We start from the raw sequence: 14660 nt of genomic DNA on the forward strand, positions 1-14660 counted from the left end.
TAACTTGGCTTATAAAGACACGGCTTTAGGAGGTCGGGATTCATGGGATCGAAAAAAAATATGCTGGTAGGAGCGGGCGTCGGCTACGCAGGCGCAATCATTTCGAGCTTCTTCCTGCCTGAGTTCGCATCGCTTATCATACCTGCTGTAGGAGCAATGGTTGGCGGTCTCCTTCCAAGTCGAAGCAGAACACGGAATTCAATCGACGCTACGCCGCCTTCGCAGCAGCTGCCAAACGGCGGATATAATGGCGGCCAGCCTGTACAAGGTCAAATACAAGGTCAACCGGCACAAGGACAGCAATATAGTCCTCATCTCTTCAACCCGCAGCAGGGCGCACCCTTCCAGCAACAGCCGGAACCATCTCGCGCCGCTCCCGTAGTAGAGGAGACGAAGCGGAAGCCGGAGGTTAGCGCGGAGTTTGCTCCTGTCATTGAATATTTGGAAGTATTGGAAGACATGATTATATCCGAGGGCCGGAAGAACACGCTCGACAGCGAGATCGTCGACAAGTCGTTATCGTTGTTCGCTCGCGTGCAGCGGGTCATTCCGCTGATTGACCAATTGGGCGACGGCAACATTAATCATACGATCCGCAGACTGGTCCTCAAAGATTTGAATGGCTTTATTAATCCGTTCCTACGCCTCAGCGGAGAAGCGAAGAGCAAGAACCGCCGCACGCTGTTGAATGGCCTTAAGGATGTCGATACGAAAATTTCCGATATCGCATCTACGATCGAGCATAAGGACTTACTTGAGCTGCAGACCAAGGCGGAGCTTATTCACCAACGCTACAGAGGCTCCGATTTATAGAATCGCCAAAGTGATCATTCGCACCGCGACTGAAGCTTAAGACTAATAAATCGTTGTAGGAGGAGTTTAGATGGCAGTTCAAATGATGAATTTGAAGAAGGAAGACGAGCAGAAGGTGGAGCAGGAGGCGTCTCAGCTTATACAGAAGGTGGCGCAGACTGACACGTTGTCGCTTGATCTCTTAATGGACGAGATCGGCAAGCTTGGTACGAAGACGCAGGAGAAAGCTGGACAGACGCTGAAGATGCTCGACCGTCCTGTCAACGACCTGATGTCTGGCAACCGAGCTGATGTATCCAACATGATTCTGAAGCTGCGCAGCGAGTGCGAGAGCTTGCAGCAAAGCAAGAACGTTGGATTCGTAGGAAAGCTGCTTCGCAAGAGCCCGCTTAAGAACTACGTGTACAAGTATCAGACGGTGAAGACAAACGTCGATGTGATCGTTACGGGTCTTCGCGATGGCAAGGACTCCCTTGAAGAGAACATCGTCAATATGCGTCAGCTGAAGCGTTCGTCGATCGATGAGATCTATAACTTGAATACGAAAATTGCTTTCGGCGATAAGCTGAAAGATTTGTTCGAGGCAGAAATCGCGAAGCCGGAGAACGAATCCCGCAAGACGCATCTGGAACGGGGCCTTCGCAAGGTCGTTACGCGTATCCAATCGATGACCGAGATGATCATGCTCTATAATCAAGCGATTGCCGCTACCGATATTATTAACGACAACAACGATAAGCTGATTGATTCGGTGAGCAATGCGATCGACAAAACGACGAACTTGATTACGGTGTCGGCGATGATCGCCCTTGCGCTGAACGATCAAGAAAAAGTAATCGCAGCCGTTGACGCGACGAACCGGACGATCGAGGAGCAGTTCAAGGAAAATGCTCGTTTGCTTCGGACGACGACGGAAAAAACGAATGAACTACTGTCTAAGCCGTCGATGTCGATGGAGGCTGTCAACCAAGCGATTGGCGATCTGATGGCTGCGCTTGATTCGTCCGAACAGTCGAATCGCCGTATCATCGACAGCTGCAAAGACTATACGGTCAAGATGACGGCCATCAACGGCCAGATGAATCAACGCCTTGGTCTTAACGCTGCAGCTACGCCGCAAGCGATTAAGGATGCCGCGTCAAGCGATGAGCTGAGCAGCTTTTTGAAATAATGACTGGAAGAAGAGGGGGAACGCCTAGGCGTTCCTCTTTTTTTGTTGCCGAATAAATTAATTCCGATTGAAACGATTGGAATTTGCTAGTATGGACTAGCATTGAGGATTGAAAGCGGTTATTATAGAAGGAATTATACTGTTTGCAGGAAACATCCTATAGCGGAATCGCGGCTGCGTACCTTGCAACTTGCAGCGGCATCGAAAGGAAGTGTTCGATACATGTTGAAGCAAAAAATATTGAACCGATCCACGGGGATATTGACATATGGCATTACGCCGCCGAAGAAAAGCCATACGCCCGAGAAGATGAATGAAATTGCGCAAAAGCAGCGCGAACGGCTGAGCAGTCTGGAGCTGGACGGGCTTATTCTTTACGATGTGCAGGAAGAGGATGCAAGAACCGGAGAGGAGCGGCCATTCCCGTATCTCGAGGCAATGGACCCGAATACGTTTTGCAAGGAATACTTAAGCGAGCTTGATGTGCCGAAGATCATTTATCGCTGCGTCGGCAACAATACCGAAGAGGAAATGTCCAATTGGGTGCTTGGAGAACGGGAGCAGGATCGCTATTCCGTATTCGTTGGCGCGTCCTCCAGTCAGCAGCAAGTCAAGCTGGACCTGCTGGACGCCTACGAGCTGAGCAAGAAGCTCAATGACCGCATCGTGCTCGGCGGCGTCGTCATTCCGGAGAGACATATGAAGAAGAACGACGAACATATTCGGGTTGCGACGAAAACGGCTAAGGGCTGTCACTTCTTCATTTCGCAGGCGACGTACAACCTGGAAGCGTCTAAGAACTTCTTATCTGATTACTACTACCATTTCAAGAACAATGATCTTGAAATGGTGCCGATCCTGTTCAACCTTGCGCCATGCGGCTCGCAGAAGACGCTGGAGTTCATGAAGTGGCTTGGAATCAGCATTCCGAGATGGCTGGAGAACGATCTTGTTAATTCCAACGATATATTGGACAAGTCTATTAATCTATCGCGGAAGATTTTTGAAGAGTTGTTCGAATTCGGCTTGGAGAAAGGCGTTCCGATCGGCTGCAGCGTAGAGAGCGTGTCGACGAGAAAGGTCGAGATTGAAGCCTCTATCCAGCTTGCTAAAGATATAAGAGCGATTATGGATAAGAAGCTGCTCAGCGCTGTGATTCGTTAACATAGTGTCAAGCCCTCCCACATACAGTAATGGTAACTGGATGAAGAGGAGAGGAGGCTCTATGGTACCCTCGATCCTGCTGGGCGTTATCATCGTTGTGTTGATTGTCGTAGCAAGCAGTGAGAAAGCGGAAGCTATAGCCGAATTGAACGATGGATAGCCATACACTTGAAGCCCCAGCGATGGGGCTTTTTTTTGAAAGATCGGGCTGGGAAAGTTGAGGATTGGCGAGATTGAACCTGCTATCCTTACGTAAGCGAATTTGATAGAATAGAGACAGAGAAGGTTAAAGCTGGAATGGCGGAATGGAGGGAGTGCGCTTGGAGTTTTCATTCGAGTTAATGGATGATTCACAGATCAACATTTATTATCAGTACGGCAGTACGACGTTCATGTTCAATTTGTTCACCCAATACGGCGAGTGGACTCTGCATCCTTTTGACGGCATCCTGCTGCAGAATAAGGAAATGTGCGCGCTGGTTGTTGCGGAACTGCTGAAGAACAAAGATTTTCATGTACTGTTGGCACGCGAGAACATTACGCTTACCTCGCTGCGGACGACGATTGAGCTGAATCCGCGCACCGTACCTGCGGAGAGGCAGCAGCGCCGCGGTACGGATTCGAATGATGACGACAAGACGGACTTTATTGAGTCGAATACGTTCGAAGATATATTGGAGATGGAGAAGGAGCAGCTTCAAGAGCGAATTGCCTTCTTCCAAGACATTATCAGTCGGATGTATATGGACGGCTACGGGCCGGAGGATGAAGATTTCAACAAGGTGCAGACGCTGATCCGCATTTATAAGGAGACGCTGGAGCGCCTCTCGGATATAAACGGCTTTGATATGAAGCGCAGAAACGACAAAAGATGGTGACGGTGAGACGATGAATGAATTAATCCAGCTATCGCGTAGCGGCGACCCGAATGCGTTCAGGGAGCTGCTGTCGATCCATAAGGACAAGGTATACCATTTTGCCTTTCGGATATTGCGCAATAAACAGGAGTGCGAAGATGTCGTGCAGGAGACGTTCATTCGCATTTATTTGAACCTGCATCGGTTCGATGAGAAGAAGAGCTTCACAACCTGGATGTTCGAAATATGCAAAAATGTTTGCTACGACATCCTGCGCCGGGAGAAGGTGCGCAAGAAGCTGTCGCTTGATGCGGTCAATCCGGAATTGACGGACCATAATTCCTTCTTGGATATACTGCCAGACCTTGATAAGCTGCCGATCGATCAAGTCATCGAGAAGGAATTGAACAATCAAGTACATACCATAATTAATCATCTGCCTGAGCAATATAAGGAGCTTGTCTATCAGCGCTACATACTGGAGATGTCGCTAGAGGAGATGAGCGTACAGGACAGCTTGCCGATTAACACGGTGAAGACGAGGTTGTTCCGCGCGCGCCAGTTCATTAAGAAAAGATGGGGCGGCGTATTTTTGCGGGCGAACCTGTTGATGCTATCGATGATCTAATCAGTTGGGAAAAGGAAGGGGCATTCAAGGTTATGAAAAGCTTAGACGCTGCGCATCTTAATGAGCGGGATGGCTACAAGCTGCTGATTGGCAGCATACTGCCGCGGCCGATCGCTCTAGTGACTACGTTGACAGCAGACGGTACGGTGAATGCGGCTCCATTCAGCTACTTCAATATCGTGACGGCTAATCCGCCGCTTATATCGATTTCGGTGCAGCGCAAGCAATGCGAAATGAAAGATACGGCAAGAAACGCGGTTGCGAGCGGCGAATTCGTTGTTCATATCTCCGATGAGACGTATGTCGATCAGATGAATATTACGGCAGCTAGTCTTGAACCCGAGGAGAGCGAGGTTGAACTTGCGGGCTTAACGACGGTCGCGAGCAGCAAGGTGGCCGTGCCCGGTATCGCCGAGGCGAGAATTCGGATGGAATGCGTGCTGGAGCAGGTGATTCCGTTAGGCGAGAAGGATGGGGCGCCTGCATGCGATCTGCTGATCGGTCGTGTCGTTTACTTCCACGTGGCCGACGAGCTGTACGATAACGGCCGCATTAAGGTGCAGGAGCTGAAGCCGGTAAGCAGGCTGGCAGGCAGCGACTATGCAAAGCTCGGTGAGACATTCTCGTTGGAGCGACCGAATTAATTCATGGGAGAATCACGCCAGGGGTGGCGGGGTTCTCCTTTTTTTAAATATAAGAGAGTATAAAATTCGAGTCTATACTGGGCTTATATTTCATCCGCTAAACGTTTGCTTGCGCCGCCAAAGGACGGTGACGGTTGTGTACGTTTGATGTATAGGAAAGTATATGATTTTGCACATACTTTCCCTATACGTTTCGACGAAACGACGGCGTCCTAGAAAAGGACGCCCGTCAGGCGTTTCTTCTTACCACATCAGAATGTTTAAGTGCTTTACAGCGATAAAGCGTAAAGGAGATTATTCAGATTGGCGATAAAAACATCCGCTTAAACGCGGTCGCTCATCCTCGAAGTACTCCGATAGGAGTTTTTCTCAATGCTGCGCTCTTTTGCCTGTATTTCATACAGTCTAATCGACCAAAAACGCCTATAAAATTACTTTTGATTGGATAAAATCCATCCAGAAGGCTAGTGCACCCCTAAGAGAGCCAAATTAAATCGACAGTCTCCGAAATCCAATCAAAATGCGGATGCATTAAACGTAAATCAGGCGCTATGCCAGCTTCTGCAAAAGCTTGGCATAGCGCCTGATTGTTCTAGGTTCATTAGAGCTCCGACTTAGCTTATTAAAGCTACAGCTTGCTGTTCGGCTTGCAGCAGTCGTTCGCGTACACGAACGACTTCTCCGATGATGATGAGCGCGGGATTGCTTAAGTGCATGGAAGCGGCAAGTTTATGAATATCGGCCAGTGTGCCAATAATGATACGCTGGCTTGCTGTCGTTCCGCGTTCGATCAGAGCGACAGGAGTGGATGATGGCTTGCCGTGCTTTAGTAATTCCTCACGAATCGCGCCCAACTGGCTGACGCCCATATAGATTGCAAGTGTATCAACGCTATGGGCTAGCAAGTCCCAGCGCACGGGTGATTGGTCGCCGTGGCAACGGTTGCCGGTCACACAGGCAAAGGAAGAGGCGTATTCGCGGTGCGTAACTGGAATGCCGGCAGCAGCGGCAGCTCCGATTGCGGACGTAATACCCGGCACAATCTCGTACGGGATGCCGCAAGAAGCGAGCTCAAGCGCTTCCTCGCCGCCGCGGCCGAAGACGAATGGATCTCCGCCTTTCAGTCGGACGACGGTTTTCCCTTGCAATGCATAGCTGACAAGCGCTTCATTAATTTGCTGCTGCGGCATAGCATGCGCTCCAGGCGCTTTGCCGCAGTACACAAGCTCGGCATCCTGCCTGGCATATTGAAGCAGCTCTTCGCTTGCCAGCCGATCATAGAGGATGACATCGGCGATTTGGATACGGCGCATTGCCTTGACCGTAATGAGTTCGGGATCGCCGGGACCTGCTCCGACAATGTACACAGTGCCATACGCCGTATTTTTCATAGATGCCGCTCCTTATCTTATCAATTGATTATGCGTATACATATATGGAGCCGCTCTCGTGGTCGACTTCCGTTTTGTAGGTCGTAATGCAGCCGTCATCGGGCTCTTGCGCTCGGCCGCTGTGAAGGTCAATCTTCCAATCATGGAGCGGGCAGTGTACGGCCGTGCCGCACACCATCCCTTCCGAAAGTTGGCCGCCTTTGTGAGGACACTTATTATCAACGGCTAGAATGCTGTTATCGCTTAGGCGGAACAAAGCAATTTCCTTATCATCGATCTTAAGCTTGCGGGAGCTCTTCACATCAATATCGGATAAATTGGCAATCAAAAATTTTGTTGTCATATGAAGGCTCCTCCTAGCTTTGTACCGGTTGCGGTGTAGTAATCTGTTCAAAGTTTTTGCGCAGTTCTTTATTTTCTATGATTTGTTTCCAAGGATCTTCTTGCAGGCTGATCGTTTTGTCCAAGCGATCTTTCAGCGCCATACGTACTTCATGGTCCTCCAGCGCCTTCTTCACATAGTCGAGACCGACGCGCTCAACCCAGTGCATCGTTCTTTCGCCCCATGTCGCTTCCTCGCGGTACAGCTGCAGGAACGCCGACGACCATTCCATAACCTCTTCCTCAGTCTTTACAACCGTGAGCAGATCGGTTGCTCTTACGTGCACGCCGCCGTTGCCGGCGATATGAATTTCCCAGCCGCCGTCGATCGCAACGAGGCCAACATCCTTGATTGTCGCTTCCGCGCAGTTGCGCGGGCAACCGGACACGGCTAACTTGACTTTGGCCGGCGCATTCATGCGTTCGAAAGCTTTTTCCAACTTGATACCCATGCCCATTGCGTCTTGTGTGCCGAAGCGGCAGAACGTATTGCCGACACAAGTCTTGACGGTACGAAGCGTCTTGCCGTACGCGTGTCCGGAAGGCATGTCGAGATCTTCCCACATGCTAGGCAGGTCTTCTTTCTTGACGCCTAGCAAGTCTAGGCGCTGACCGCCTGTGAACTTGACGAGCGGCACATCGTATTTCACGGCCACGTCGGCTATGCGTTTCAATTCTTCCGGCGATGTTACGCCGCCGTATATACGCGGAACGACCGAATACGTGCCGTCCTTTTGAATGTTCGCGTGATAACGCTCGTTCGTAAAGCGGGATTCCTTCTCGTCCACGTATTCCTTAGGGAATAGCATGCCGAGGTAATAGTTGAGCGAAGGGCGGCATTTCGAGCAGCCTTCAGCGTTTTTCCATTCGAGAACGTTCATCACTTCTTTGATTGTTTTGAGGCCCATACGCTTAATTTCAGCTACTATTTCGTCTCTTGAATGCGTGGTGCAGCCGCAAATGCCTTCTTTGACCGGCTCGCCGACAGCGTCGCCTGCGTACAGATGGAGCAAGCCTTCAACATCGATTTTGCAGCCGCCGCACGATGCAGCAGCTTTCGTGCACGCTTTAATGGCGCCGACAGTGTTGCAGCCTTTGTTCAGGATCGCATTGCCGATATCGCCTTTGGATACGCCGTTACAGCCGCAAATAATTTCGTCGTCGGCTAACGCGGCAAGGTGAGCGGTAGGATCCTTTTTGGCACCGCCTCCGCCTGGGGCGAAGCCGAGCAAAATTTCTTTCTCGCGGCCTTCGATGGATTCGCCTTTCTTGATCTTAGCGAACAGCTCGGCTCCGTCGGATATGTCTCCGAATAGTACGGCTCCGATTAATTTGCCGTCTTGGATTACGATTTTCTTATATGTGCTAGCAATATCATCCTGTATCCGCATAGAACGGGTACCAGGCGTATCTCTGAATTTGCCGGCGGAGAATACGTCTACACCCGATACTTTCAGTTTCGTCGACGTAATCGAACCGTGATAACCGTCGGTAGCAACTCCTGCTAAATGCTTCGCTAGTACCGCGCCTTGCTCATAAAGCGGTGCTACGAGTCCGTAAGCGACACCGCGGTGCTCGGCGCATTCGCCGACTGCATAAACGTCAGGGATGCTGGTCTGCATGTAGTCATTGACGATAATGCCGCGGCCTACTTCCAAGCCCGTTGCTCTCGCTAGCTCAATATTTGGTACGATACCGGCGGCCATAACGACCAGGTCGGCGCAGATCTCGGTGCCGTCTGAGAATGTAAGACCCGTTACGCGCTTATCGCCGCTAACGCTCGCCGTTTGTTTACTCATAAGGAAATTCATGCCTTGCTCTTCCAGCTCGCGTCTCAGCATCTCGGAAGCCGGCTCGTCAAGCTCTCTATTCATTAGGAAAGCATTTCTGTGAATAACGTCAACTTCCATGCCAAGATGGAGCAGACCGCGCGCTGCTTCGAGTCCTAACAGGCCGCCGCCGATAACCGCCGCCTTCTTGTACGCCTTGGCCGTATCGATCATAATCTCGCAGTCCCGAATATCACGGAAGCCGATAACGCCTTCCTTATCAGAGCCTGGTATCGGCAGCATGAACGGATTCGAGCCGGTGGCGATAACGAGGGTATCGTATTCTGCCTCAAGGCCGAGGTGGGTGAATACTTTTCTCTTGTTCGTGTCAACTTTCGTGACCGTATGGCCTGTGTGCAGCTCGATGTTATTTTCTTTGTACCAGTTCCAATCATTAATAACGATTTCGTTAATGTCTGCTCCGCCTTCGAGAACGGACGACAGCATAATCCGGTTATAGTTAGGATGCGGCTCTGAGCCGAAAATCGTAATCTCGTAAGCATCGGTCGTCAGCTTCAACAAATGTTCAATGGCGCGCACCCCCGCCATGCCGTTGCCGATAAGCACTAGTTTTTTAGGTTGTGTCATGATATTCTCTCCTCCCGCTAACTCTCTGTATATTAGGCTGTAAAATGAGTAAAGCCCGCTTTCGAAACACGGGATGGCATACATCTCCCATGAGAACGAAAGCAGGCGTCATTGCCGCTTCAAACGAATACATCGTTGTATTCGAGAATCATATTTTTAATGGTAACGTAAATATACAACGTCAACCAGCCTTATGTCAACATAGTTAACATGGAAATTTTAGTTCAATGACATATCGACATTTTCCTGTATTCTATGTTATATATATTCACAAAGGCTATAACAGGCATTGTTGAAGGGACTTATCATTCACCGGGAATCGTGAACTTGCGCCTTTGTAGGGCGGAGACAATCGGATGCGTTTGTAAAGTCTAATGAAGGAGGCGCTCCTGCATGCGTTCTATGTTAGTGGTTGACAATCTGCGTGATCCGGCATTTAAGGTGTCCGGGAAGCTGCCAAGTCGTGGTCCTGCGGGACATACGCCGCAATATTTGCTGGAAGAGTACGGTTATCAAGTTACGCTGCTCGATCGGGATGATCAGACGGCGAAATATATAGACGGTGCGGATGCGGTTATTCTTCACGTCCCGTTGAACGAAGTGAAGGCATGGGGAACGAAGCTGCTTAAGCGGAAGCGCGTACCGATCCTGTGGTGGTGCAGTACGACGGCAGCTTCCTTGTCCGCCGCATTCTGTGAGGACGATGCTCCGGTGGATGGCATATTAACGCCCAGCATGAGCGGGCCGGAGCTCCACTGGGCTCTTCAGTTCGGTTCTAAGCAGTGTATGGAGCGTCAGCAATGGTACAATGAACGCAAGCAGCTGGAGTCGCGTATGGAGGAGCGTAAGTGGATCGATGCGGCGAAGGGAATACTGTGCAAAATAAAAAACGTATCCGAGGCCGAGGCTTATGATCTGCTGCGCAAGCAGGCGATGAATGAACGCAAACGTATGGTTGACGTGGCGACGTCTATCGTGAAGGTATATCAAATATTGCAGGATCAGAAATAAGGGGGCCGTATGATGATCAATCTATTAAAGGAAGTTGCCCGAGGCAAACGCGGCGCTCGTGACTTGACCTACGAGGAAGCGCATCAAGCGGCAGACGCGATATTAAATATGAATGCAACACCGGCGCAGATTGGCGCCTTCTTCATTGCCGAGCGGATCAAAATGGAAACGGTGGAGGAGCTGGAGGCTTTCACGGCTGTATGCCGCAGCCAAGCGTTCCGCTCGCCGATTCAAGAGGGACTGGACTGTGCAGGTCCGTATGATGGACGAAAAAAATCGTTTATCGCCACGTTCCCGACTGCGTTCCTGCTTGCATCTGCAGGGCTGCCGGTAACGCTGCACGGCACAGCGTCGCTGCCTCCGAAGTGGGGCATTACGCTGCAGGATTTGCTGCTGCAGCTCGGCATCGATGCGGAGCGTGTACCGCAGAATCAAATCATTCAAGCAGCGGAGAGCACGGGTGTCCTGTATGTGCCGGCCGAGCAATGGTGTCCGCCCCTTAAGGCGATCCGCTCGATTCGCGAGGAGCTGGGCATGCGGACCGTGTTGAATACGGCGGAGAAGCTGATTGACTACTCGCTGTCTCCTTACCTCGTGTTCGGCGTTTATCACAACACTGTATTCGACCGCATGTCCAAGCTGGTAACGAACCTCAAATATAAGAAGGCGCTAATCGTGCAAGGGGCGGAAGGCTCGGAGGATCTGTTCATCGAGCGTCCTACGCGCACTTATCTTGTCGAGAACGGCGAGGCGCAGCTTCATGTTATCAATCCTGAGACCTACGGGCTGGATACGCCGCTGCCGGAGATGGAATGGACGCCGCAGCTTCAGATCAGCGTAGCCGAGGACGTGCTGCAAGGACGCGGAGATATGGCTTTCACTAATCAAGTGCTGCTGAATGGCGCCGTTCGACTGCGACTTGCGGATAAGGTGGAGTCGATCGAAGAGGGGTTGTATACGTGCAAGCATTTGCTTGATAATGGCGCTCCCCTCGAGCTGTACCGGAACTGGCAAGCGATGATGAGAAGCGGCATCGCGCAAGCGGGACGCAGCTAGTGGCAGCAGAGCAAATAATATTCGTCGTTAGGTGAAAATATATAAAAATTAAGGTCATACTGCCTTGAGGCGGTATGACCTTTTTGCGTGCTATTGATGCTTTCATAGGGATTATGCTATCGAGAGCTCGTACAGCCCTGCTTCCTCGCTGCCCAATACAATACATCCATCCTTTAGTTGAATATCTGATTGATCGTAGTAAGTCGTTACAACATCTAATCCGGGTGTATCAAATAAGCTGGAGAGCGCAGTCCTTGTTCGGAGGAGTTTGACTCTAAACTTGATTTTCTCTCTAAACTGCCTGAAAATCTCTAGATTATCCGTAGGGTTAGCGATTGCGCTCTCTTTAGAAAATGAGGTAATAATTGATGGGGTAGCCGAAACAGCCGAGTATAGTTGACTAAACGTCTGATTACAGCTTTTGGCGATACGATCCAATACTTCTAACGGCATGGGATCGGCTCCAATGAAGTCAGGCTTACTGGCTCTCTCATTTATCCTGCGAAGTAGAATATCTGAATCCTGGGCTGCCAAAAGTATAAATTCCATTTCGAACCCGGATCTAAGCAAAACTTCAATACAATGTTTGATGCCGCTTAACTTAACAGCTTGCAGAATAACAACTAGCGGTTTGTTGGATCCCGAATTATTCGAAAGGCGATCTTTCATCTCTCCGGCCGCTAACTCAACTAATCGGTTAACGGTTAACTTTAAGATGTCAGTAGGAGAGTTGGACTCTAATTTCTTGAGCTTTGGTTCAAAGAAAGTGTTGTTCAATACATCTTTGTCTACCATAACAAACTGTGATCCTTTATATTTAACCTTCTCTATCTTGAGGCTGCTGCTCTTGCCTATAGCGGGAGGGCCGAAAAGGACTACCAATCTTGCCAATTAGAATCCCTCCTAATCCATTCTTCCACTTCTTTGAATGTGACTCCTAGAGGTTCGAATATGGCATTTAACATTTTGGGCGTATAATCATCGAGATCTCTCTTAAGCAATACTTGTCCGGCATTATAGGCAATGTCGATCTTAGCTTCTGTCAATCCGTCTTCTCCCCTGGCTACTGCGTTAGATAGCTCGGAATGAATGTATAATACGATATCCTCCAGGTGCTTGTAATGATTAGTAGACATGGCTGCAGCGAATGGAGGCGCATCGGCGGATATCAGCTTGATTCCTTCATAAGCAGCGAGATTAGAATGTAGGTTTGCAGCTTCAACAGACCTGAAGTTGATGTCATAATAGGCTAAGGGTGAGACGGGTTCTGATAAAGTCGGTTCTAGAGAGTTCCGTTGGACCGTCATTTCAATTGTTTTGCCGTCCACAACCATAATCACGCGGCCCTCCGTATTTTTATATATCTCAGGCACACCCAGTCTAGTCCAATCCGCGTTCACAGCTTTATCTCCCATATGAATCACCTCTTCCATCCATTTGTATAGCCTTATTTTACCATAACTTCTTGGCCAATGCAGTCTTGTCTGCGAAAAAAAAGCTTTTTGAACAGTCCAAGGATGGGACAGCTCAAAAAGCTTTTGAATGGATTAACTATGCAGCTTCTTGGCGATTAAGTCCGGCTTCGGCGTCCGCTTCGTGTGGTCCGGGTTCAGGCCGATATTGCGAAGCAGCTCCTCGTATTGCGCGTCCTTGCCGACGACGCCTTTCTCGTAGATCGTATGCGCCAGGTCCGTCACGATCTTCGCGTAACACTGGGCTACGCTGTTGAAGCCATTCTTCTGCAGAAGCATCTCGCGGACCTTCGACTTGTCCTGCTTCTGCGCAGGATTGGCTGCTTCCAGCTCGGCCGTCTTCTTGTCCACATCGAGGAAGCGGTCGACGACTTCTTCCTTGCGCGTGCGCTTCTTGTAAAATTTGTAGATCGCCGCGATGCCGCCGATCGCTCCTGCCACTCCGAGCAGCAGCCAGCCGACCGGGGTTGCCGCGCCGGCAGCGAGCAGAAGACCGCCGCCGATAATCATCGCGGCGCCCTTCAACGCCGTTGCCCCGCTCTTCGTTCGGTTAATCTTCTGCGTGCTTGCGGCAATGCCGGCAGCCTGGTTTAGGCTCGCATCCTTGCCAGCCGTCTCCTTCTCCAGCGCATTCAGCTTGTTCATGCGCTTGCCGTGCGTGTACACGCCTGCTACGCCGCTTGCCAAGTAAGCCGCGCCGCCGACAACGCCTGCCGCGCCTGCCGCTGCCGTTGCCGCGCCGCTGACGGCAGCACCCATGTATTTCTGCGTATTAACAACGCCCGTAGCTCCGAAGCGGGCGAGATCGGCCGCGCCGCTGAAGCCTTCGCCAACGGCGTTCTCAAACTTGTCGAAGCCGCCTTGCGACTCGTCGTGATTTTGCACGGCGTTATAAATTTGCATACCCGCGGTTACGCCGCTAAGCGCTGCTGAAGCGGGGCCCATATCGATAACCGCGCCCATGGCGCCTTCCTTGGCGGCGCCCGCCATGCCCTGCACTTCTCCGACGGTAGAGGCGGCTGCGCTTGATGCGCCTACGGAGGCGGCTGCGCCCGTTGTGGCATAGGTAACATAGTCTCGATCGGTGTCCTCGTTATAGTTCTGCGTCTTCTGGCTGTTGACTGCACGCACGATCTTCGAGAACTTGTCCCAATCGATACTTCTGCCGAAGAAACCGGTCAAATTCTTCTTCGCCTTGGCTAAGGACGGGGCGCCGGTTCCGCCAGCGAACAGGTTGATGGCGATCTTCCGCTGCATCGGGCTAAGTCCCGTGAAGTAGCCGTACAAGTCCGTCTTCTTATCCTTGGTCGCCTCGGCTTTTACCCAGCTCTCGATAGCTGCCGATCCGCCTGCAGCGGGCGGTGTCGCTCCGCCTGCCGCTTGGGCAACCTTATTGCCCGCTGATCTTTGCAGAGCGAGCGCGCCTTCGGGCGAGGCGCTTAATTGCAGCGGCGACGCTGCTGCCCTGGCAGACGACTCTGGGGATGATTTGCTCTGCGCTGGTGTTGGCTGCTTCGTTTGCGCTGATTCTTTCGACAAAATAGACCCCTCCATTGGCTTGTAGCTGCCTGTCCGTGCGTAATTCGTAGTGGTTCAATAGTAGCATGGATTTCCAGTTTTCACTATAGGGGGAAAGGGCATGCTGCCGGATTATT

General features: G+C 50.9%; 14 protein-coding genes. 8 read left to right on the top strand and 6 right to left on the bottom strand.

The features are described 5' to 3' along the window. Window positions 1-42: 42 nt before the first annotated feature. From V8F51_RS13195 to V8F51_RS13220, 6 genes are all read left to right on the top strand, one after another. Entirely contained in the window at window positions 43-813 is a 771-nt protein-coding gene (locus tag V8F51_RS13195; protein ID WP_337100733.1) for a hypothetical protein, read from the top strand. A gap of 70 nt (window positions 814-883) precedes the next feature. Continuing rightward, entirely contained in the window at window positions 884-1984 is a 1101-nt protein-coding gene (locus V8F51_RS13200) for a toxic anion resistance protein (RefSeq protein WP_337100734.1), read from the top strand. A 222-nt stretch (window positions 1985-2206) separates the two neighbouring features. Further along, window positions 2207-3148, top strand: a complete 942-nt coding sequence (locus V8F51_RS13205; RefSeq protein WP_337100735.1) for a methylenetetrahydrofolate reductase — start codon at window positions 2207-2209, stop codon at window positions 3146-3148. A 314-nt stretch (window positions 3149-3462) separates the two neighbouring features. After that, window positions 3463-4026 (top strand): hypothetical protein, encoded by a 564-nt coding sequence (locus V8F51_RS13210; RefSeq protein WP_337100857.1) that lies wholly within the window; start codon window positions 3463-3465, stop codon window positions 4024-4026. 10 nt (window positions 4027-4036) lie between these two features. Beyond that, window positions 4037-4633 (top strand): sigma-70 family RNA polymerase sigma factor, encoded by a 597-nt coding sequence (locus V8F51_RS13215; protein WP_337100736.1) that lies wholly within the window; start codon window positions 4037-4039, stop codon window positions 4631-4633. A gap of 32 nt (window positions 4634-4665) precedes the next feature. Next, complete coding sequence (locus tag V8F51_RS13220) at window positions 4666-5277, top strand: flavin reductase family protein (RefSeq protein WP_337100737.1); 612 nt, start codon at window positions 4666-4668, stop codon at window positions 5275-5277. A 614-nt stretch (window positions 5278-5891) separates the two neighbouring features. On the opposite strand, the gene cobA is transcribed toward V8F51_RS13220, so the two are convergent. From cobA to nirB, 3 genes are read right to left on the bottom strand one after another with little or no spacing between them, the layout of a single operon-like run. Then, on the bottom strand, window positions 5892-6668 hold the full coding sequence (cobA, locus tag V8F51_RS13225) for a uroporphyrinogen-III C-methyltransferase (protein WP_337100738.1): 777 nt from the start codon (window positions 6666-6668) through the stop codon (window positions 5892-5894). A gap of 28 nt (window positions 6669-6696) precedes the next feature. Further along, a complete protein-coding gene (nirD, locus tag V8F51_RS13230) occupies window positions 6697-7011 on the bottom strand; it encodes a nitrite reductase small subunit NirD (protein WP_337100739.1) in 315 nt (104 codons plus the stop codon). A 13-nt stretch (window positions 7012-7024) separates the two neighbouring features. Further along, window positions 7025-9466 carry a nitrite reductase large subunit NirB gene (gene nirB, locus V8F51_RS13235; RefSeq protein WP_337100740.1) on the bottom strand — a complete coding sequence of 814 codons (2442 nt, stop codon included), beginning with the start codon at window positions 9464-9466 and terminating at the stop codon, window positions 7025-7027. Between the two features lie 393 nt (window positions 9467-9859). On the opposite strand from nirB, the gene V8F51_RS13240 reads away from it, so the two are divergent. Both V8F51_RS13240 and V8F51_RS13245 read left to right on the top strand, forming a co-directional pair. Continuing rightward, window positions 9860-10477 carry an ANTAR domain-containing response regulator gene (locus tag V8F51_RS13240; RefSeq protein ID WP_337100741.1) on the top strand — a complete coding sequence of 206 codons (618 nt, stop codon included), beginning with the start codon at window positions 9860-9862 and terminating at the stop codon, window positions 10475-10477. 12 nt (window positions 10478-10489) lie between these two features. Next, window positions 10490-11533: an anthranilate phosphoribosyltransferase gene (locus V8F51_RS13245; RefSeq protein ID WP_337100742.1), complete on the top strand. Its 1044-nt coding sequence runs from the start codon at window positions 10490-10492 to the stop codon at window positions 11531-11533. Between the two features lie 111 nt (window positions 11534-11644). On the opposite strand, the gene V8F51_RS13250 is transcribed toward V8F51_RS13245, so the two are convergent. The 3 genes from V8F51_RS13250 to V8F51_RS13260 all read right to left on the bottom strand — a co-directional run bounded on the left by V8F51_RS13250 (window position 11645) and on the right by V8F51_RS13260 (window position 14544). Beyond that, window positions 11645-12424: a hypothetical protein gene (locus V8F51_RS13250; RefSeq protein ID WP_337100743.1), complete on the bottom strand. Its 780-nt coding sequence runs from the start codon at window positions 12422-12424 to the stop codon at window positions 11645-11647. Further along, window positions 12409-12966 carry a hypothetical protein gene (locus V8F51_RS13255; protein ID WP_337100744.1) on the bottom strand — a complete coding sequence of 186 codons (558 nt, stop codon included), beginning with the start codon at window positions 12964-12966 and terminating at the stop codon, window positions 12409-12411. The genes V8F51_RS13250 and V8F51_RS13255 overlap by 16 nt, the downstream gene beginning before the upstream one ends. A 114-nt stretch (window positions 12967-13080) precedes the next feature. Beyond that, entirely contained in the window at window positions 13081-14544 is a 1464-nt protein-coding gene (locus V8F51_RS13260) for a hypothetical protein (RefSeq protein ID WP_337100745.1), read from the bottom strand. Between the last annotated feature and the right edge of the window lie 116 nt (window positions 14545-14660).

The sequence above is a fragment of the Paenibacillus sp. YIM B09110 genome (assembly GCF_037167145.1).
Classification (GTDB): Bacteria; Bacillota; Bacilli; order Paenibacillales; family Paenibacillaceae; genus Pristimantibacillus.